Source organism: Falsiphaeobacter marinintestinus (assembly GCF_007923355.1).
Taxonomy (GTDB): domain Bacteria; phylum Pseudomonadota; class Alphaproteobacteria; order Rhodobacterales; family Rhodobacteraceae; genus Phaeobacter_A; species Phaeobacter_A marinintestinus.
This window is the reverse complement of sequence record NZ_VOGO01000002.1, coordinates 187,461-207,334: the sequence shown is the minus strand read 5'-3', so window position 1 is coordinate 207,334 and position 19,874 is coordinate 187,461. Positions and strand designations below refer to the sequence as shown.

The 19,874-nt window shown below is 59.7% G+C and carries 25 protein-coding genes; all 25 read right to left on the bottom strand.

The annotated features are described in order from the left end of the window. Positions 1-5: 5 nt before the first annotated feature. On the bottom strand, positions 6-311 hold the full coding sequence (gene nuoK / locus FOY56_RS05285; protein ID WP_008553673.1) for an NADH-quinone oxidoreductase subunit NuoK: 306 nt from the start codon (positions 309-311) through the stop codon (positions 6-8). A gap of 3 nt (positions 312-314) precedes the next feature. Continuing rightward, positions 315-722: a hypothetical protein gene (locus FOY56_RS05280; protein WP_146344775.1), complete on the bottom strand. Its 408-nt coding sequence runs from the start codon at positions 720-722 to the stop codon at positions 315-317. Next, positions 722-1,324, bottom strand: a complete 603-nt coding sequence (locus FOY56_RS05275) for an NADH-quinone oxidoreductase subunit J (protein ID WP_146344774.1) — start codon at positions 1,322-1,324, stop codon at positions 722-724. The genes FOY56_RS05280 and FOY56_RS05275 overlap by 1 nt, the downstream gene beginning before the upstream one ends. Continuing rightward, positions 1,321-1,731, bottom strand: coding sequence for a carboxymuconolactone decarboxylase family protein (locus tag FOY56_RS05270; RefSeq protein ID WP_146344773.1), 411 nt, complete (start codon positions 1,729-1,731; stop codon positions 1,321-1,323). The genes FOY56_RS05275 and FOY56_RS05270 overlap by 4 nt, the downstream gene beginning before the upstream one ends. After that, positions 1,728-2,222: an NADH-quinone oxidoreductase subunit NuoI gene (nuoI, locus tag FOY56_RS05265; protein ID WP_146344772.1), complete on the bottom strand. Its 495-nt coding sequence runs from the start codon at positions 2,220-2,222 to the stop codon at positions 1,728-1,730. The genes FOY56_RS05270 and nuoI overlap by 4 nt, the downstream gene beginning before the upstream one ends. A 2-nt stretch (positions 2,223-2,224) precedes the next feature. Further along, complete coding sequence (gene nuoH / locus FOY56_RS05260; protein ID WP_146344771.1) at positions 2,225-3,265, bottom strand: NADH-quinone oxidoreductase subunit NuoH; 1,041 nt, start codon at positions 3,263-3,265, stop codon at positions 2,225-2,227. Positions 3,266-3,271: 6 nt separating this feature from the next. Next, positions 3,272-3,658: a YNQ4 family lipoprotein gene (locus FOY56_RS05255; protein WP_146344770.1), complete on the bottom strand. Its 387-nt coding sequence runs from the start codon at positions 3,656-3,658 to the stop codon at positions 3,272-3,274. Then, the gene (gene nuoG / locus FOY56_RS05250) at positions 3,655-5,676 is read right to left on the bottom strand and encodes an NADH-quinone oxidoreductase subunit NuoG (RefSeq protein WP_146344769.1); all 2,022 of its coding nucleotides are present in this window, start codon (positions 5,674-5,676) and stop codon (positions 3,655-3,657) included. The genes FOY56_RS05255 and nuoG overlap by 4 nt, the downstream gene beginning before the upstream one ends. 3 nt (positions 5,677-5,679) lie before the next feature. Further along, positions 5,680-6,093, bottom strand: a complete 414-nt coding sequence (locus FOY56_RS05245) for a DUF5333 domain-containing protein (protein ID WP_146344768.1) — start codon at positions 6,091-6,093, stop codon at positions 5,680-5,682. Between the two features lie 95 nt (positions 6,094-6,188). Beyond that, positions 6,189-6,560 (bottom strand): hypothetical protein, encoded by a 372-nt coding sequence (locus FOY56_RS05240; RefSeq protein ID WP_146344767.1) that lies wholly within the window; start codon positions 6,558-6,560, stop codon positions 6,189-6,191. A 1-nt stretch (position 6,561) separates the two neighbouring features. Further along, positions 6,562-7,269 (bottom strand): class I SAM-dependent methyltransferase, encoded by a 708-nt coding sequence (locus FOY56_RS05235; protein ID WP_146344766.1) that lies wholly within the window; start codon positions 7,267-7,269, stop codon positions 6,562-6,564. Positions 7,270-7,278: 9 nt separating this feature from the next. Further along, complete coding sequence (locus tag FOY56_RS05230) at positions 7,279-7,776, bottom strand: DUF3291 domain-containing protein (RefSeq protein WP_246139420.1); 498 nt, start codon at positions 7,774-7,776, stop codon at positions 7,279-7,281. Between the two features lie 21 nt (positions 7,777-7,797). Continuing rightward, on the bottom strand, positions 7,798-9,093 hold the full coding sequence (gene nuoF, locus FOY56_RS05225; RefSeq protein WP_146344765.1) for an NADH-quinone oxidoreductase subunit NuoF: 1,296 nt from the start codon (positions 9,091-9,093) through the stop codon (positions 7,798-7,800). Positions 9,094-9,103: 10 nt separating this feature from the next. Beyond that, positions 9,104-9,349: a DUF5337 domain-containing protein gene (locus FOY56_RS05220; protein WP_146344764.1), complete on the bottom strand. Its 246-nt coding sequence runs from the start codon at positions 9,347-9,349 to the stop codon at positions 9,104-9,106. 25 nt (positions 9,350-9,374) lie between these two features. Then, entirely contained in the window at positions 9,375-9,797 is a 423-nt protein-coding gene (locus tag FOY56_RS05215) for a hypothetical protein (RefSeq protein WP_146344763.1), read from the bottom strand. Positions 9,798-9,823: 26 nt separating this feature from the next. Beyond that, positions 9,824-11,125, bottom strand: coding sequence for an NADH-quinone oxidoreductase subunit E (locus tag FOY56_RS05210; RefSeq protein ID WP_146344762.1), 1,302 nt, complete (start codon positions 11,123-11,125; stop codon positions 9,824-9,826). 184 nt (positions 11,126-11,309) lie between these two features. Then, positions 11,310-12,947, bottom strand: a complete 1,638-nt coding sequence (locus FOY56_RS05205; RefSeq protein ID WP_146344761.1) for a hypothetical protein — start codon at positions 12,945-12,947, stop codon at positions 11,310-11,312. Positions 12,948-13,047: 100 nt separating this feature from the next. Further along, positions 13,048-14,271: an NADH-quinone oxidoreductase subunit D gene (locus tag FOY56_RS05200; RefSeq protein ID WP_146344760.1), complete on the bottom strand. Its 1,224-nt coding sequence runs from the start codon at positions 14,269-14,271 to the stop codon at positions 13,048-13,050. Then, complete coding sequence (locus FOY56_RS23495) at positions 14,271-14,444, bottom strand: hypothetical protein (protein WP_186766245.1); 174 nt, start codon at positions 14,442-14,444, stop codon at positions 14,271-14,273. The genes FOY56_RS05200 and FOY56_RS23495 overlap by 1 nt, the downstream gene beginning before the upstream one ends. Beyond that, positions 14,444-15,061, bottom strand: coding sequence for an NADH-quinone oxidoreductase subunit C (locus FOY56_RS05195; protein ID WP_146344759.1), 618 nt, complete (start codon positions 15,059-15,061; stop codon positions 14,444-14,446). The genes FOY56_RS23495 and FOY56_RS05195 overlap by 1 nt, the downstream gene beginning before the upstream one ends. A gap of 14 nt (positions 15,062-15,075) precedes the next feature. Continuing rightward, complete coding sequence (locus FOY56_RS05190) at positions 15,076-15,609, bottom strand: NuoB/complex I 20 kDa subunit family protein (RefSeq protein WP_146344758.1); 534 nt, start codon at positions 15,607-15,609, stop codon at positions 15,076-15,078. Beyond that, positions 15,600-15,965, bottom strand: coding sequence for an NADH-quinone oxidoreductase subunit A (locus FOY56_RS05185; RefSeq protein ID WP_146344757.1), 366 nt, complete (start codon positions 15,963-15,965; stop codon positions 15,600-15,602). Before FOY56_RS05185 ends, FOY56_RS05190 begins: the two co-directional genes overlap by 10 nt. Before the next feature lie 194 nt (positions 15,966-16,159). Then, on the bottom strand, positions 16,160-16,948 hold the full coding sequence (locus tag FOY56_RS05180) for a crotonase/enoyl-CoA hydratase family protein (RefSeq protein ID WP_146344756.1): 789 nt from the start codon (positions 16,946-16,948) through the stop codon (positions 16,160-16,162). 38 nt (positions 16,949-16,986) lie between these two features. Further along, complete coding sequence (locus FOY56_RS05175) at positions 16,987-17,841, bottom strand: hydroxymethylglutaryl-CoA lyase (protein WP_146344755.1); 855 nt, start codon at positions 17,839-17,841, stop codon at positions 16,987-16,989. Positions 17,842-17,907: 66 nt separating this feature from the next. Then, positions 17,908-19,839 carry an acetyl/propionyl/methylcrotonyl-CoA carboxylase subunit alpha gene (locus tag FOY56_RS05170; RefSeq protein ID WP_146344754.1) on the bottom strand — a complete coding sequence of 644 codons (1,932 nt, stop codon included), beginning with the start codon at positions 19,837-19,839 and terminating at the stop codon, positions 17,908-17,910. Between the last annotated feature and the right edge of the window lie 35 nt (positions 19,840-19,874).

Genomic DNA, 19,874 nt, shown 5'->3' with positions numbered 1-19,874 from the left:
GTGACTTAGCCCTTCATCACGTTGACGTCTTCGACCGCGATGGTGCCGCGGTTGCGGAAGAAGCAGACCAGAATGGCAAGGCCGATGGCGGCCTCGGCGGCGGCAACTGTCAGCACGAACAGCGTAAAGACCTGCCCGACCAGATCGCCCAGAAAGGACGAGAACGCCACAAGGTTGATATTCACCGCCAAGAGCATGAGTTCGATGCTCATCAGCAGGATGATCACGTTCTTGCGGTTCAGGAAGAGCCCGAAGATCCCAATGACGAACAGCGTCGCCGCGACTGTCAGATAATGTTCAAGTCCGATCATGTTTCACCATTCCAGCAACGGGTAGCCGTGCTTAGTACAAGTATGCTGCGCAAGGGGCGCAACGTCAGCGTTTTGGTCGAATGAGGTCGCAGCAGGGTCTGCGGAGTCGAAAGGGAATTCACCGGGCATGGCCGGGCCAGAAAACAGAACGTCATACTTCTTGTTTACGCAGTCGAAGTGGTAGATCGAGTGCGTGCTGCCGTCTGCGCCATCCTTGCGCGCGTGCAACTGAACCGCGCCACCGCCGAAATCCTTGCTGGCGTGTTCGAAGTATTTGTTCACCTGGTCTTGCCGGTTCTTGATGTTGGTCTCGGACGCCTGTGCGCTTACGGCCAGAACCGAAACGACGCACATGGTGGCAACCCCGGCCAACCTGACCTGAGATAATGTATTTTGGGTGAGGCCCTGCATCAGAGCCCCTGCCCCGGTTTCACGTCTTTCAGTTCCATCGCTTTGGCCGGATCGCGATAGATCTGGGCAAGGATGTCCTGACGCTTGATGTCGGTGCGATGGCGCAGGGTCAGAACAATGGCGCCGATCATGGCAACCAGAAGGATCAGACCCGACAGTTGGAAGATCAGGAAGTACTGATCATAGATGATCGCGCCAAGCGCCTGAGTGTTGTGCATGTCGGTGGGTGTGGGCTGAGCCCGCAGCCCTTCGGCAGCCGCGGCGCTTTCCCATGCGCCAAAGGCGGTGACGAACTGCATCAGGATGATGACCCCGATCAGCAGCGCCAGCGGCATATAGCGCGCCATTTCAGCTTTGAGTTCGGCAAAGTCGACATCCAGCATCATCACAACGAAGAGGAACAGCACAGCGACCGCGCCCACGTAGACAATGATCAGCAACATCGCGACGAATTCAGCCCCCAGCAGGACGAACAGCCCGGCTGACGAGATGAAGGCCAGGATCAGCCACAGCACCGAGTGCACAGGCTGGCGGCTGATCACCGTGAACAGCCCGCCAATGATTGTGCTGATCGCGAAGAGGTAAAAGGCAAACACGCTCATGTTTCATCGTCCCCGTTGTCGTCCATGGCCTCTTTCGCGAGTTCCAGCGCGCGGCTCATGGCCGGAATGCCGGCAAACACCGACATCTGACCGATCGTTTCAACGATCTCTTGATTTCTGGCCCCCGCCGCGATGGCGTGGCGCACGGTCTGGCGCACGGCCGAGTCGGCCTGCGCGCCCTGCATGGTCAGCCCGGCCAGCGTCAGCAACAGCCGCGTCTTGGCATCCAGACCGTCCTTGTTCATCGCGTTCCCGAACCACATTTCCATCGCCTCTTTCGGCATGGTCGGCCACAACGCTTCGAACCCTTTTGGAGAAAAGCTCTCCATGGCGGGGTTGAAAGCTTTGGCCATTTCATGGGCCTGAGCCAGCATCTGTTCGAACGGGTTTACGGGATTGTCGGTCATCTGTAGGGCGCATCCATTTCCAGGTTGCGGGCTATTTCGGCCTCCCAGCGATCCCCGTTCTCAAGGAGCTTTTCCTTGTCATAGAACAGCTCTTCGCGGGTTTCGGTGGCGAATTCGAAATTCGGCCCTTCAACGATGGCATCAACCGGGCAGGCCTCTTGGCAGAAGCCGCAGTAGATGCATTTCGTCATGTCGATGTCATAACGCGTTGTGCGGCGGGAGCCGTCTTCGCGCGGTTCGGCATCAATGGTTATGGCCTGCGCCGGGCAGATCGCTTCGCAGAGTTTGCAGGCAATGCAGCGTTCTTCGCCGTTGGGATAGCGACGCAGCGCGTGTTCGCCGCGAAACCGCGGGGACAGCGGGCCCTTTTCGTGCGGATAGTTGATGGTGGCCTTGGGGGCGAAGAAGTACTTCATCCCCAGTTTGAAACCGACCCAGAAATCCTGCAGCAGGAAGTATTTGGCGGCGCGGGTGTAATCGATCTGCGTCATGCTTAACCCCCTATTGTCCAGCGCGCGTAGACGCCCCAGAACCAGTCGAACCGTGCGGCGAAGGCCACGAAAACCACCCAGAACAGCGACATCGGCAGGAAGACTTTCCAACCCAGGCGCATCAACTGGTCATAGCGATAGCGAGGCGTGATTGCCTTGACCATCGAGAAGAAGAAGAAGACGAACAGCATCTTCGCGACCATCCACAGGATGCCGTCAGGCAGGCCCGGAATGGGCGACAGCCAGCCGCCAAAGAACAGCAACGAAACCAGAGCGCACATCAGCACGACCGCGACCAGTTCACCGATCATAAACAGCAGGAACGGGGTCGATGAGTATTCGACCTGATAGCCTGCAACCAGTTCGGATTCAGCCTCGGGCAAGTCAAAGGGCGGGCGGTTGGTTTCGGCCAGCGCCGAGATGAAGAACAGGAACAACATCGGGAAGTGCGGCAGCCAGTACCAGCTGAACAGGCCGTATTTGCCATCCTGCGCACCGACGATATCACTGAAGTTCATCGACCCGGTGGACAAGATCACACCGATGATGATCAGGCCGATCGAGACCTCGTATGAGATCATCTGAGCGGCGGACCGCAGTGAGCCGAGGAACGGGTACTTCGAGTTCGACGCCCAGCCCCCCATGATCACGCCATACACCTCAAGCGAGGACACAGCGAAGACGTAGAGGATGGCAACGTTGATGTTGCTGAGCACCCAGCCATCGTTGAACGGGATCACCGCCCAGGCGATGAGCGCCATGACCAGGCTGACCATCGGGGCCAGCAGGAACACGACCCGGTCGGCCCCGGCGGGAAACACGACCTCTTTGACGATGTATTTGATGAAGTCCGCAAAGCTTTGCAGCAGACCGTAAAAACCAACAACGTTGGGTCCGCGCCGCATCTGGACAGCGGCCCAGATCTTGCGGTCGGCATACATCAGGAAGGCCAGTGCGACCAGCAGCGGAACGACGACCAAAAGGATCTGCCCAACAGTCAGAAGCAGGATGCCAAGTGTCGTGGTGGTAAAGAATTCAGCCATAGGTCCTCACACCGTGGGTATTCCATTTTCCGCGCAGTTGGCCACAGCGACTTCAGCGTCGACAGTCAGCAAACCACGGGGCAGCGATGGCGAGATGGTGTAAACAGCATCTGCCGTCCATACGCCACCCTCTTCGTGTACATTTGTGCGCAAATGCCGCGCGAATCCGTAACCCCGAATCAGGGTGTATTGCGCGGCGGCGCATTCCGCATAATCGTCCAGATCTGATTTTGCCCGAGGGTTGATCATGGACACGTTGAATTGAACCAGATCGCCATCCAGCAAATTGGTCTCGACCCCGCGATATTCGGGTTCGGCCACCGGCGTGTCGCTGGCGACGCTGGTGTCGCAAGCGGCCAGCAGCAGAGGCGATATGAGTGCGGCGCGGATCATTCTGCGGCAAGTGCTCCGCTGGTGCGGGCCGCGGCCCCGGCCGAGAGTTCGGCCATGAGTTGCGACGCCCGTGCAACCGGGTTGGTCAGATAGAAATCCTTGACTGCGTTGCGGAAGGTCGCATCGCCCAGTTTGCCCGGATCCAGCGGCTGCCAGTCGTTTTCCGGAACCGTGTCGATCTGGGTCAAATGAGGAGCGTCGGCGACCATCGCCTGACGCAGTTGCGCCAGCGAATCGAACGGCAGGGTTGCGCCCATTTCGCCCGACAGTGCACGCAGGATGGCCCAGTTTTCCTTGGCCTCGCCCGGAGCGAACCCGGCACGCAGCGCCAGTTGGGGGCGGCCTTCGGTGTTGACGAACAACCCTTGTTCTTCGGTATAGGCGGCCCCCGGCAGGATGACGTCGGCGCGATGCGCACCGCGGTCGCCGTGGCTGCCCTGATAGATCACAAAGGCACCGTCACCGATGTCGACCTCGTCCGCGCCGAGGTTGTAAACCACATCGGCCCCGTCGATGGCAGCGTCAAGCCCACCTTCGGTGGTGGCGTCGATGTCCATCGCGCCGACGCGGGACGCGGCGGTGTGCAGGACCAGCAGCTTGGAATTGGCAGCCTCGGTCATGGTCATCACGGTGCCCAGAACGCTGGCACCGTCAGCTTCGGTCAGGGCGCCCTGACCCAAAATGACAACGCCGGGCACGTCCTGCTTGTCGGCGTGGTCCATGGCGGCCAGCTGAGCCAGTGTCGCGCGGTCGGTGCCGATGTGATGGTAATCATACGTCAGATCAACAGCTTCGCCGATCAGAGCAACCTTGGCACCGTTCAGCCATGCCTTGCGGATGCGGGCGTTCAACACCGGTGCTTCGTCGCGCGGGTTGGTGCCGATCAGCAGAATCATCTCGGCTGAATCGATGTCTTCAATCGCCGCGTTACCGGCATAGCCCGAGCGGTTCCCGGCGGACAGCTTGGCGTTATCAGTGCGGCATTCGACCGAGCCGCCCTGCCCTTCGACCAGCTGCTTCAGGGCAAACGCGGCTTCAACCGGCGCGAGATCACCGACCAGACCGGCAACTTTGCTGGCGCCTTTGATCGCGTCCGATGCTTTGCCAAGGGCTTCGCCCCATGTGGCAGGCTTGAGCTTGCCATCGACGCGGATATAGGGCCGGTCCAGACGCTGGCGGCGCAAGCCATCCCAGACAAAGCGGGTTTTGTCGCTGATCCATTCTTCGTTTACGCCGTCATGGTTGCGCGGCAGGATCCGCATGACTTCGCGGCCCTTGGTATCGACCCGGATGTTGGAGCCCAACGCATCCATCACGTCGATGGATTCGGTTTTGGTCAGCTCCCACGGGCGGGCGGTAAAGGCATAGGGTTTCGACGTCAGCGCGCCCACCGGGCACAGGTCGATGATGTTGCCCTGCAGGTTGGAATCGAGCGTTTCGCCCAAGTAAGACGTAATCTCGGAATCTTCGCCACGCCCGGTCTGGCCCATCTGGGTGATACCGGCGACCTCGGTTGTGAAGCGCACGCAGCGGGTGCAGCTGATGCAGCGGGTCATGGCGGTGCCAACCAGCGGGCCGAGATCAAGATCATCGACAGCGCGCTTGGCTTCGCGGAAGCGTGAGAAATCAACGCCATAGGCCACGGCCTGATCCTGCAGATCGCATTCGCCGCCTTGATCGCAGATCGGGCAATCCAGCGGGTGGTTGATCAGCAGGAATTCCATCACGCCTTCGCGGGCCTTTTTGACCATGGGCGAGTTGGTTTTGACGACGGGCGGCGCGCCCTCGGGGCCCGGGCGCAGATCACGGACCTGCATGGCGCAGGAGGCGGCGGGTTTCGGGGGGCCGCCAACGACCTCAACCAGACACATGCGGCAGTTGCCAGCAATCGACAGACGTTCGTGATAACAAAAGCGCGGAACCTCGATCCCGGCTTGTTCGCAGGCCTGGATCAGGGTCATCGCCCCGTCTACTTCCACTTCGTTTCCGTCGATAATGATCTTTCGGAGGTCAGACATGATCTATTTCGCCCTCAGTAGCGCGCCGATCGCGCTGTTGTTCTTCATTTCGATATGACCCAGCTGGCACAGGTCGCCCGGAGTGTCATAGTTCAGGCCTTTATTGGCCATATACGTCTTGCCGCGATCAATCATCCGGGCCTTTTCGGCGTCGGAGTTCAGCAATGACCGAATTTCATCGTCGGGATACCCCAGATCGTTGGCCCGCGCCCTGAGTTTGCGCGCCTGGCCGATCCCTTTGAACAGGCGGCCATCGATGTCATCGCAAATGCGGCGGATCTGGTTGGCAACCACAAGCGTAAAGATACCATTCGAGATCTCGGGAACTTCGCGCAGCGGTGGTTTGGAAGATTGCGCAGCCGCCGGGACGGTCATTGCAAGGGTGATGGCACAGATAGCAGTGCGGAAACGGGTCATAACAGAACTCTCCTTTTGGGAGAGATCAAAACAGCCCAGAATCCGGCTGTTATGCAATAACAGCGCGGGAAATCCGCCGATATGTGCCGATGCCGTCACCATGTTTTCTGACATATCCCCTGCAGGATCAGTGTATCGCCGTCCAACACCAGTTGGTTGTTTTCGACGTCCGGACCCGAGGTCCAGACGATTTTGGAACTGCCAAAGGTGGCGATGCAGTACTTGATGCCTTCATAGCGCCCGGCTTCCTTGGCACCCTCCAGCGACTGCAGCGCCCGTTTTACCGTGACGGTAAAGTTTTCGCGTGAGACCTTCTTGTCGGTCGCAGCGGCCTTGGTCTTGAATTCGATCCCGTCGAACGCCACCCGATCAATGTTCGACATGGACGAATTGCACGCCGACATCCCCGCCAGCGCAATCGCGGCCAGCAGCAGAGGAAGGCGAGAGATCAGGATCCTTGCGTGCATATCAGCTGACCCGCGAGTGAACCGGCGCGTGCACTGGTTCTTTATCGATGACGGCGATGGAATCGTGGATATGCAGACCGGTGAAATGCGCTTCCAACCCGGGATGGTGCAGTTTCTTGTCATGATACCAATGGTGCATATCGTCGATCAGTTCGCGCATGAAGCCAAAGAAGTTGTCGGGGTGGCGATAACCGCCACCGTATTTGTGCTTATAAGCCGTATGCAGGTCTTCGATCATGTAGGTGCCACCGGTTTCAAGCCGCGGGTACAAGGTTTCGAAGGATGTGCGAACATGTGACATGACGTGGCTGCCATCATCCAGCACCACGTCGACACCACCCATTTCGTCGATCACCTTGTTCAGGAAATTGGGATCGGCCTGACTGCCAATGCGGACCTGACCGGCCTGACCGTTATATTGAGCGCAGTCTTCGTTGATATCGATACCAAACAGCGTCGCATCCGGGCCGAAATAGTTGCGCCACATCTGCAGGCTGCCGCCCTTGTTCACGCCGATTTCCAGAAACCGGACCGGGGTGTTGCGGTAGGGGCCAAAATAACGGTCATAGATCGGAATATAGTGGTGCCATTTGTGCACCTGCACACCCTTGTTGCCTGCGTAGAGGTCAAGCAAGTCGCCGTCGAACCCGTATTTTGTACGGATGTCTTCGGCAACGTCAGCGCCTTCGTCGAACCGGTACTTTCGCATTCTTACCCTCTACTCTGCAGCCACATGCGAACAGCCATGGCTTTGCCACATCTGCGCGTCTTTCAGATCGGCCCAGCCAAATGCCTGCTCGGAAGGACCGTTTTTGTTGAGATGGTCCAGTCGGTCCAGCGCCTCTTCGAGCGTGGGTTTGTGCCCGGCAGGCACCCACCACATCACGAAATGCTGCTGGCCCATGATTTCGAACCAGTCCTGACGGCGTTCATAGAACTGTTTGTGGATCGTGCCCCAGACGAATTTCTCAAGGCTTGCAACGTCTTCCCAGACCGTCAGGTTGGACACGAACTGCGGATCGCCGCCGATGGCGTTCTCGGTATTGCCGGTGCCCGGCTCACCCGAACCTTCCATCATCCAGACGAATCCGGGCATGCGTTTGCCCAGCCCGTTGATGCGGTCGAGATTGTCCATGAAATCGGCCACGCGCGGATCATCGGTCGGCGCAAGGAGCCGTCCGATGTTGAGTTCCGCAAGATGCATGGTCGTGGTCATGTCAGCCGTTCCGGTCCCGCTCTATTCCGCCGCCATCGCGCCCATGCGCCCGGTGCGCTTGGCTTTGATGCGGTCTTCGATTTCTTCGCGGAAATGACGGATCAGACCCTGGATCGGCCAGGCGGCCGCGTCGCCAAGGGCGCAGATGGTGTGGCCTTCGACCTGTTTGGTCACGTCCAGCAGCATGTCGATCTCTTCGGGTTCTGCGTCGCCGGTGACCAGACGATCCATCACGCGCATCATCCAGCCAGTGCCTTCGCGGCAGGGCGTACATTGGCCACAGCTTTCGTGTTTAAAGAATTTGGCCAGACGCCAGATCGCTTTCACGACGTCGGTGTTCTGATCCATCACGATCATGCAGCCGGTGCCGAACGACGATTTGTTTTCGCGCATCCAGTCAAAATCCATGATGGCGTCTTCCAGCGCATCCTTGGGCAGAACCGGGCAAGAGGCCCCACCGGGGATGATGGCCTTGAGATTATCCCAACCACCGCGAATACCGCCGCCGTGACGTTCAATGATCTCACGCACGGGCATCGACATCGCTTCTTCGAACACACATGGGTTGTTCACGTGGCCGGTCAGCGCCATCAGCTTGGTGCCATGGTTGTTGGGACGCCCGAACGAGCTGAACCAGTCTGGCCCGCGCCGCAGGATGGTCGGTACAACGGCAATGGATTCAACGTTATTCACCGTGGTCGGGCAGCCATAAAGACCCGCGCCCGCCGGGAACGGTGGCTTCATTCGCGGCATGCCTTTGCGGCCCTCAAGGCTTTCCAGAAGCGCGGTTTCTTCGCCGCAGATATAGGCGCCTGCCCCGTGGTGCAGATAGAGATCGAAATCCCAACCCGAACCGCAGGCGTTTTTGCCCAGCATGCCAGCGTCATAGGCTTCGTCGATGGCGTTTTGCAGGGCTTCTTTTTCGCGGATGTATTCGCCGCGAATATAGATATAGGACGCATGTGCGTTCATCGCGAAGGAGGCAATCAACGCGCCTTCGATCAGCGTGTGCGGATCGTGACGCATGATTTCACGGTCTTTGCACGTTGCCGGTTCGGATTCATCCGCGTTGATCACCAGATAGGCCGGGCGGCCATCGCTTTCCTTGGGCATGAAGGACCATTTCAGACCGGTCGGGAAACCCGCCCCGCCGCGTCCGCGCAGGCCGCTGTCCTTGACCTGCTGGATGATCCAGTCACGTCCCTTTTCGATGATCCCGGCTGTGCCGTCCCAATGGCCACGGGCCTGCGCGCCTTTCAGCGTGCGGTCATGCATCCCGTAGAGGTTGGTAAAGATCCGGTCCTGGTCTTGCAGCATGGGTTTACCTTCAGCTGTCCTGGCGCATTCGCCAGAGTTGATAGATGTTGACGAACGCATAGATCAGCGCCGCCAGAGCTGCGAAATCGAACAGGAAGGCATAGCGCCCCGGCAGGAAGGCAGGGCCCACCCACAGGGACAGAACCACCCAAAGCACCATGGTGCCCGCAATCACGACGGCGATATGCCGACCCTTGCGGGCCTGCAGTTCGTCGCGGTCGTCTTGCGCGATGGGCTTGTCCTGTTTGACGTTCATCAGCTCTTTGTCGTTTTGCGCCCGCTTATGCGGATGCGTTGTTTGCGTCGTACCGCCAGCTGCCTTTGCGTTCGGCCAGTTCGGCCTGCCCCGGCAGAGCGGTGGAGGGTTTGATCAGGGACTGTGTGGCGGGTGCCGCAGTTGCTACCGTTTCGGCAACGTCGTCGGCCACGTCTTCGACAGTTTCCACAACGGCGTCCACGATGGTTTCAACCGGCTCAGCCTGCGGGGCTGCAGCTTGTGGAGCCGCCGGTGTCTCGGCCGCACCTTCGCTGTTGCGCCCCATCACGAAACCCGCAACCCCGGTGAACAGGGCACCGATCAGCACGGAAGATCCGATTCCCGCTCCGGTCAGGACAGAATAGACCACAGCCACGACGACACCTCCAACACCGGCAAGTTTCCAGTGTCGGCTCAGGCCGTTATTTGTGTTGTTTTCGTTGCTCATGATCGTGTCCCTTCCCTTGATGTTGATTAGTCGTAGAGCCCTTTGTCTTTTGCTTTCTTGGCAAAGTCGGTTTCTTCGCCCGAGGCCAGTTTTTTGGCCTGCTCGATCCATCCGTCCCGTTCGATCCGACCCTTGAACGTCAGCCGATTGTCGACCCACGACACTTCGGCCGGTGTCCAAGCCGCGACCTGGTCAAAATGATAAAAGCCCATCTCGTGCAGCAGGTTTTCCAGCTTTGGCCCGACACCTTTCAGCAGTTTCAGGTCGTCAGCCTTGCCGTCACGGGGAGCAGTCAGGGTCAGCGGCTGCTGTTCCTGAACGTCCGACGTGTCTGCCGGGTCTGCGGCCTTTGCGGACGCTGCAGGTTTGGCGGGCGTTGCCGGTTTGGCTTTGGCGGGAGCGGCGGCAACGGGGGCTTCGTATTTCCACGTGCCCTTGCGGCTGGACAGTTCGTCCTGTCCGGCCAGCGCTGTCGATGGTTTGATCAGCTCGACCGGATCTGAGGTCGCTGCGGGTGCAGCTGCGGCGACTGGTGCCGGCTGTACTTCGGCCTTGGGTTCCGACCGAACCGGGGCCGGCTCAACCGGGGCCGGCTCTTGCGGTTTCGAGGGGGTAACCCCGTCACTCAACCATGGCGTCAGGATCGGAACTTCTGTGCCGTCAATGCGCTTGATCGTGTCGCCGATGTCGTTCGCCAAAGCAACGCTGGCGTTATACTGCGTGCGCCCACTTTCGTATTCTTTCAGACTGGACAGTCCGGCCAGCGGTTCACTGGAGAACCGGCCATTCTGCGGACCCGGCAACGGCACCTTGCCCGCTGCCAGATCATCGAGGATCCGAGAGAAACTCTCGACCGTCAGGTCTTCGTAGTAATCCTTGCCGATCTGGGCCATCGGCGCGTTGGCACAAGACCCGAGGCATTCGACCTCTTCCCAGCTGAACTTGCCATCATCAGACAGCATATGTGGCTTGGGCGCGATCTTTTCCTTGCAGACGGCCATAAGGTCTTCGGCGCCACAGATCATGCAGGTCGTGGTGCCACAGATCTGGATATTCGCAACAGATCCAACGGGTTTCAGCTGGAACATGAAGTAGAACGACGCCACTTCCAGCACCCGGATATAGGCCATGCCCAGCATGTCGCCGACACGTTCAAGCGCCGGTTTCGTCAACCAGCCTTCCTGTTCCTGCGCGCGCCACAGCAGTGGGATCACGGCACTGGCCTGCCGGCCTTCGGGGTATTTCGAGATCTGCGCCCGCGCCCAATCCTGGTTGGTGGGCGTGAATTCAAAACTCTCGGGTTGTTCAGGATGAAGACGACGCAACATCAGGCTGTTCCTTCCGCAACCGGACGACAGAGGGCGTCAGCCCCATGCGCAACCGGATAGTCATACTGCTTGGCCAAAATGACCTTTGATCCGCGCGCACCGTCACACATTGCGCACCCAAAAGGGTGCGGCGCTGTGGTGAAATGCGATGGAAGCGGTTTGGTCATTTTGGCGGTCTACTCTTTCAGGTCTCGGTCTGGTCCGGGGCACCGGGACGGCGGCGCGGGCCACCTGCCGGACGCTCACGGCGTGGGCCACCTTCGGCGCGTTCGCGGCGTGGTCCACCTTCGGGACGTTCACGGCGCGGGCCGCCTTCGGGGCGTTCACGACGGGGCGCACCTTCGGCGCGTTCACGGCGCGGGCCGCCTTCGGGACGTTCACGACGCGGGCCGCCTTCAGGACGTTCACGACGGGGCGCACCTTCGGCGCGTTCGCGGCGTGGTCCACCTTCGGGACGTTCACGTCGGGGGCCACCTTCGGGGCGTTCGCCGCGCGGGGCACCTTCGGGGCGGTCTGGGCGACCGGTGCGTTCGGGACGCCCTGCTCCCATGCGGCTGGACGGCGGTCCGGGACGATCACGCGGCGCGAGGTGCGCGTATTGGTCTTGTTCAGCCTTCAGGCCCAGCATCGCGGCGTCGACAAGACGCGCGACCTGTTTGGGACCGTCGGTTTCCGCCTTGGCCTTAGCCAGTTCCGGCTCGACCACATCGGCAACGGCATCACCCAGTTCAGCGATCTTTTCGACGCGCTTGATAAATTCGTCCTTACTCGCCATCGCGACTTCGAACAGGTCGCTCATCTGGCGGATATCACCGGGTTTGTCTGAAAGATCTTCTTCCAACTCAACGCCCATGCGCTGTTCCAGATACGCCCGCTCCTGGTCATAGTTCGACGGAAGCATGCTGGGCGACATGCGGAATTTGCCTTCACCGAACCCGTCCATGATCTCAAGGAACCGGTTGCGGATGATCAACGCGCCCTCAATCTTGGTGTGCTCACCCAGTTCATTGAAGGCATAGAGATAGGCCATCGTGTCCAGCGTCAGACCTTCGTTTGTCATCGAGATCTGATCATCGTTAAGCGTTACGCCCAGATGTCTGGCGAAGTCCTTGACGACGTTTCCATCCGGGAAGTCCGAGCGCACGAACCGGTAGAGTTCCACATTGTCCCGCCCAAAGCAGCGATCCAGCATTTCCACATGGACCTGTTTGGCCATCATAGTGGCGCGTTCGTCTGCGGTGTTGATGTTCACGCCGGTCTTGATGCGCTGCTGCACGCCACTGGTCAGACCCGACAACAACGGACGGACATACCCCAGATAGCGGGACGTTGCCGCGTAGGGCTCAAAGAACTCCGTGATCTTGCGACCGCTTTCTTCGCTGCCCAGCATGCACAGCGCTTCTGCAGAAAAGATCAGCTTGGGTTTGGTGCAGTCTTCTATCGCCTGAACAAGTTGTTCATGAGCGCGGGCGCGCATTTCAGGCGTGTCACCGGGGTGACCATCGCGCGGCATCCGGCCAGCACGTTGCGGACGGTTGCCGCCACGTGGCGCGCCTTCGGGGCGTTGCGCCCGGCGTTCCTTGATCGCTTCGCGGCGTTCACGGTCTTCGGCGCTCAGATTCGCAACATCACCACGTCCACGACCCGGGCCACGGCGTTCTTCGCGCGACGGGCGAAACAAGCGGCTGACATACCATGAGTGGTTCGATCCACGGGTTTTCAGGAACTCGTACTGATCGTCATCAAGGTTCTTGAAGGTTTCCTGGATCGAGGACGATCCGGTCTTGTGGAAACCAATATGAAAGATGAAGTCTTTTTTCATGGATTACGTCTCGTACCCGGTTCTGGCCGAATGCCGGCCAAAATGATCGTGAATTGCGTTGTTTCACGCGCAAGCATCTGGCCTGTCACGCGCAGTGTGGTCACCTGTCAACTTCTCCGAAAACGATGTCCATGGTTCCGATAATCGCGGCAACGTCGGCCAGCTGGTGCCCCTTGGCGACGTGATCCATCGCCTGCAGGTGCAGATAGCCCGGCGCGCGCAGTTTGGCGCGGTAAGGTTTGTTGGTGCCGTCGGCCACCAGATAGACGCCAAATTCGCCCTTCGGAGCCTCGACCGCAGCATAAACTTCGCCCGCCGGAACATGAAAGCCTTCGGTGTAGAGCTTGAAGTGGTGGATCAGGCTTTCCATCGAGGTCTTCATGTCGCCGCGCTTGGGCGGTGTGATCTTGCCGCGCGCCAGAACGTCACCGGGGCAATCGCGGATCTTGGCGATGGCTTGACGGATGATCAGCAGTGACTGGCGCATTTCTTCCATGCGGACCAGATAGCGATCATAGCAGTCGCCGTTCTTGCCGATCGGAATTTCAAAGTCGAATTCGTCGTAGCATTCGTAAGGCTGCGCGCGACGCAGATCCCACGCCAAGCCCGATCCGCGCACCATGACGCCCGAGAAGCCGTATTCAAGGATTTCTTCTTCGGTCACGACGCCGATCAGGGCGTTGCGCTGTTTGAAGATCCGGTTTTCGGTCAGCAGCCCGTCAATGTCGTCCAGAACGGTCGGGAACTCGTGGCTCCACGTTTCGATATCGTCCAGCAGGTCGGGCGGCAGATCCTGATGGACACCGCCGGGTCGGAAATAAGCCGCGTGCAGACGCGCGCCACAGGCGCGTTCGTAAAAGATCATCAGCTTTTCACGCTCTTCAAAGCCCCAGAGCGGCGGGGTCAGCGCGCCCACGTCCATGGCCTGCGTGGTGACGTTCAAAAGGTGGTTCAGAATGCGGCCGATTTCGCTGTAGAGCACGCGGATCAGCGATGCACGGCGGGGCACTTCGACCCCTGTCAGCCGTTCGATGGCCAGACACCAGGCATGTTCCTGATTCATCGGCGCCACATAGTCGAGACGGTCGAAATACGGCAGGTTCTGCAGGTACGTGCGGCTTTCCATCAGCTTTTCGGTGCCACGGTGCAGCAGGCCAATATGCGGGTCAGCGCGTTCGACGATTTCGCCATCAAGCTCAAGCACCATGCGCAGCACGCCGTGGGCTGCCGGGTGCTGAGGCCCGAAGTTGATGTTGAAGTTGCGGATCTTCTGTTCGCCGCTCAGGGCGTCGGAGCTGCCGTCATCGAATTTCGAGCCGTCCATCACCGTGTCTCCATCTCTTGCAGCTTCATGGCCATCATCCAGATCAGCACAATTGTGATAACCGGAAGGACACAGCCAATGGCCCAGTATTTATTGATGCCGAAATGCGGAAGCAGTTTCAGCATCGGAATGATCGTGGCAGCCGCAACGATAAGCCAGATCAGCATTTCCATTACTTCGCCCCCGATTTCTCGTCGGTTTTCTCGTCACCGGGAAGGATGTATTCGGCCCCTTCCCACGGGCTCATGAAGTCGAACTGACGATATTCCTGAACCAGGTTGACCGGTTCATACACGACGCGTTTTTCAACTTCGTCATAGCGTACTTCGGTATAGCCGGTGGTCGGGAAATCCTTGCGCAACGGGTAGCCGCGAAATCCGTAATCGGTCAGCAAACGACGCAGGTCAGGGTGACCCGAGAACAGGATGCCGAACATGTCGAACACTTCGCGTTCGAACCAGTTGGCCGAGGGATGAATATCGGTGATCGACGGCACCATGTCTTCTTCGCGCACGGCCACCCGCAGGCGGATGCGGTGGTTCTGATACATCGACAGAAAATGATAGACGACATCAAAACGCTTGGCACGTTCAGGGTAATCGACGGCGGTGATGTCCACCAGGGACGAAAACTTGCAGGTCGCATCGGTTTTCAGAAATTCGATGAACCCGGCAATATTGCCCAGCGCCACATCGACGTTCAGCTCGCCATGGGTGACATCCCAGCCCAGAACGCAATCAGGGCGCTTGAGTTCGATATGCGTGCCCAGTTCTTTGAGTGCTTCGCTCATCTTCTGGTCTCTCCTCAGCGCACGATTGTGCCGGTCCGGCGCATTTTACGCTGCAATTGCATCAGGCCATACAGCAATGCTTCGGCAGTCGGCGGGCAGCCCGGGACATAAATATCAACCGGCACGATGCGGTCACAGCCACGCACCACGGAATAGCTGTAGTGATAGTACCCCCCACCATTGGCGCAGGACCCCATCGAGATCACATACCGCGGCTCGGGCATCTGATCGTAAACCTTGCGCAAGGCCGGGGCCATCTTGTTGGTCAGGGTGCCAGCCACAATCATCACGTCCGACTGACGCGGAGACGCGCGCGGTGCGATCCCGAAGCGTTCGGCGTCATAGCGCGGCATCGAGGTGTGCATCATTTCAACCGCACAACAAGCCAGACCAAATGTCATCCAGTGCAGGCTACCGGTGCGTGCCCAGTTGATGATGTCTTCGGAAGAGGTCAGCAGGAACCCTTTGTCCTGCAGCTCGGCGTTCAGCGCCTGAGTCGCGACTTCTTTATCGGCCCCGGCCGTATTGGCTCCGGTGATCACTCCCATTCGAGCGCCCCTTTCTTCCATTCATAGGCAAAGCCGATGGTCAGCACACCCAGGAATACCATCATCGACCAAAAGCCGACGGCGCTGAGATCCTTGAACCCGACGGCCCAGGGAAACAGCATCGCGATCTCAAGATCAAAGATGATGAACAGAATCGCGACCAGATAAAAGCGAACATCGAACTTCATGCGCGCGTCATCGAAGGCATTGAAGCCGCATTCATAGGCACTTACCTTCTCAGGATCCGGATTGCGCACCGCCACGATCACGGCGGCCAAAATCAGAACGGCCCCAAGACCAATGGCAACGGCCAGAAACACCAGAATCGGGAGATACTCCCGCAACAGCTCTTCCACGAGTGGCTCCTTTCTTGCGCACGGACCCCCGCACGCCGTCAATTGGCGTGTTGACTAAGGTGATCTCTACTCTCGACATAACAGAGCGTCAACCAAGCCAAGCCCATTGAATCCCGGTTGAATCGCCGCAGGAGGCCCATGAAAACACATGCGAATGTGTCTATGTTTTACGGGCCGCCCTGATTCCGCTGTTTTCAGCTTTCCCGCTGCCACACAGGCTTGCGTTTAGCAAAGAAAGCATCAATCCCTTCGGGCGCTTCATCGCCTTCCCAGCGGGCCACAAGTTCGCCGATCGTGTGTTCGATTGTCGCGTCGTCGATAACTGGGCCCAACCGCCGGGTCAGCGCTTTGGCAGCGGCCACGGCCCCAGGGGCGCAGGACAGATATGGCACGACTTCGGCCTCGATCGCGTCGGCAAGTTGCTCTGCTGGAACGATTCCCGCCAGCAGGTCCAGTTTCACAGCCTCTTCCGCCCCGAACAGACGCGCCGACATGAACACGCGCCGCGCCTTGGCCTCGCCCATACGAGCAATGACATAGGGCCCGATGGTTGCCGGGATCAAACCCAGCCGGGTTTCGGTCAGGCCCATCTTCAGGTGATCCGCTCCGATGGCCACATCGCAAATACTGACCAGCCCGATACCACCGCCAAAGGCGTTGCCCTGAATTGCGCCGATCACGGGCTTGGGCAGGGTGTTCAATGCCTGCAAGGCGCGCGCTAACCCGCCAGCCTCGCGGGCCCGGGTGCGCGGATCGACCTGCATCTGATCCTTCATCCAGGCCAGATCGCCCCCGGCACAAAAGCTTTTGCCGATGCCGGTCAAGACGACCACACGTACGGCATCATCCGCGCCCAGTTGCGCCGCCGCAGCCGCAAGATCGGCAATCATCTGTGCGGACATCGCGTTGTGCTTATCGGGCCGGTTCATCGACAGGGTGGCCACGCCACGGGTGTCCGTTTCGACGGTCAGTGTCTCAAACATAGCTCTTCTCTCTTTGATCTCTTGTCCGGCTAGCGGGTTTATCCCGCGCGCATGGCCCGGGCCATTCCGGCAGCCTCTTCCAGAACACTGGCGTCCAACCCGGTCTCATAGCCCAACCGCTCCAGATGTGCCTGTACGGCTTCGGTCGCAACATTGCCCGCCGCCCCCGGCGCATAGGGACACCCGCCCAGACCGCCAACAGCCGCATCAAACACCCGCACACCAAGGCTGAGCGAGGCATCAATATTGGCCAGCGCCCGTCCCGCAGTATTGTGAAAATGCCCGGCCAACCGCGTCGCGGGCATTCGCTCGCGCACTGCAAGCAACATCCGTGCCACACTGTCAGGTGTTGCATGGCCCAGCGTGTCGCCCAGCGAGATCTCGTAACAGCCAAGACCGAACAGGAGATCGGCCACTTCGGCGACCTTGTCCGGCGGGGTCGGCCCATCATAGGGGCAGTCGGTCACACATGACACATAACCGCGCACCGGCAGGTCGATATGCCGGGCCGCCGCCAAAATCGGTTTGAACCGTTCAATCGTCTCGGCAATCGTCGCGTTCACATTGGCCTTGGAAAACCCTTCGCTGGCCGAGGTAAACACCGCGATCTCATCAGCCTTTGCTGCCAGCGCATCCTCATAACCGCGCATGTTGGGTGTCAGTGCCGCATAGCGGACCCCTGGTGCGCGGGTGATGCCGGCCAGGACCTCCGCCGAACCGGCCATTTGCGGGACCCATTTCGGGCTGACGAAGCTGGCGCATTCGATACGGGAAAACCCGGCCTGGCTCAGGCAATCGATCAGCGCAATCTTTTCCGCTACCGGAATATCGCGCTGTTCATTCTGCAGCCCGTCGCGCGGGCCCACTTCAAAGATCTCGACCCGGTCTGACATCGCTGCTCTCCTGCTTCTTTCTTGTTCCAAATACCCAGATCCCACCGCGCAGGATCAGGCAACCGATCAGTCGTCTTCAAGCCGGACCAAAGCTGCGCCAGCTTCAACCTGCGCGCCTGCTTCGGTCAGCACCTCGGCCACGATCCCGTCACGGGCAGCCAGAAGGGCATGTTCCATCTTCATCGCCTCAAGCACAGCCAACCGATCCCCCTCGCTCACCGCCTGCCCCGCTGTCGCGAACACGGCTTTCACCAGTCCCGGCATTGGCGCCACGATCACGTTGCTATCCCCGCCGGCGCTGGTATCGCGGTCCAGCGGGTCCTGCACATGAACCACAAGACCATACCCATCGAACACCGTCACCACCGAATCCGCAATTGACGTCATTGGTAACGCGTTTCCGTCGGTCCGCCATGCGCCGCCACGGCGTTCAACGGTCAGGTCATGACCCTGAACGGTCCAGCGTTGCCGGTCTGCAGTATCGACCCTAAGGTCAATCCGCTCCGGCTCTCCGGTCCAATCCAGCGTGACGCTCTGAACAAGAGGCTCCCAAAGCGAAAATCCATCGGCGGTCTCGCACGTATCCAGACCCAATGCTGCCATGCCTGCGGCCACCACGTGGTGCGGCTGAACCTCGGGTTGCTGCACCAGATCGTCCAGATCACGACCGATAAGCCCCGTATCAACGTCGCCTGCCGCAAAACCCGCATGGGTGGCAAGTGCGCCAAGGAAGGCAAGATTCGTCACAGTCCCCGCCACCTGCGTCTGCTCCAGCGCCCGCGACAACCGGGCCAGCGCCACGTCCCGCGTCGGCCCGTGCACGATGACTTTCGAGATCATCGGGTCGTACCATGGGCTGATCGTATCGCCGCTGCGCACACCACTGTCGGCGCGAACCCCGGTCGGAAAGGTCAGATGCGTCAGGGTGCCCGTCGCGGGCAGGAACCCTTTAGGCACGTCTTCAGCATACAGCCGCGCTTCAAAGGAATGGCCGTTGATCGACAGGTCCTGTTGCCGTTTGGGCAGGCTTTCGCCCGCAGCCACGCGCAACTGCCACTCGACCAGATCGACGCCGGTGATCGCCTCGGTTACCGGATGTTCCACCTGCAACCGCGTGTTCATCTCCATGAACCAGAACCGATCCGCCCGCAGCCCATCCGAGGCATCCACGATGAATTCGACCGTGCCTGCGCCTTTATACCCGATGGCTTCGGCGGCGCGCACGCCTGCCTGCCCCATCGCGGTGCGCATGTCTTCGGTCATGCCCGGCGCCGGGGCCTCTTCGATCACCTTCTGATGACGGCGCTGCAACGAGCAATCGCGCTCAAACAGATGCACCGCATGGGTTCCGTCGCCAAAGATCTGTATTTCGATATGACGGGGTTTGGAGACGAATTTTTCAACCAACACCGCATCATTACCAAACGCGGTCTTCGCTTCGCTGCGCGCACTGTCCAGAGCATCGGCGAAATCCTCAGACCTCTCGACCAGCCGCATACCCTTACCACCGCCACCCGCAACGGCCTTGATCAGCACAGGATAGCCAATCGTGTCGGCGGCCCCGCTCAGATGCTCGGGATCCTGGTTTTCACCGTGATAGCCGGGCACGACCGGCACCCCGGCCTTGTCCATCAGCACCTTGGCCGCGTCCTTAAGTCCCATCGCCCGGATCGCATCAGCAGACGGCCCGATAAAGGTCAAACCCGCGGCTTCGACCGCGTCCACGAACTCGGGATTCTCCGATAAAAACCCATATCCGGGGTGAATCGCCTGCGCGCCCGTGTCCAGCGCAGCCTGAATGATCACATCGCCCTTCAGGTAGCTGTCCGCCGGGGCCGGCCCGCCGATGTGCACCGCTTCATCCGCCATGGCCACATGTTTGGCACCAGCATCGACATCGGAATGCACCGCCACACACCGCACGCCCATGGCCTGCGCCGTTTCCATAACCCGACAGGCAATTTCCCCGCGGTTCGCAATCAGAATCTTGTCAAACATGGGAAGGCTCTCCTGCCTTGATGCTTCTTTCTTGT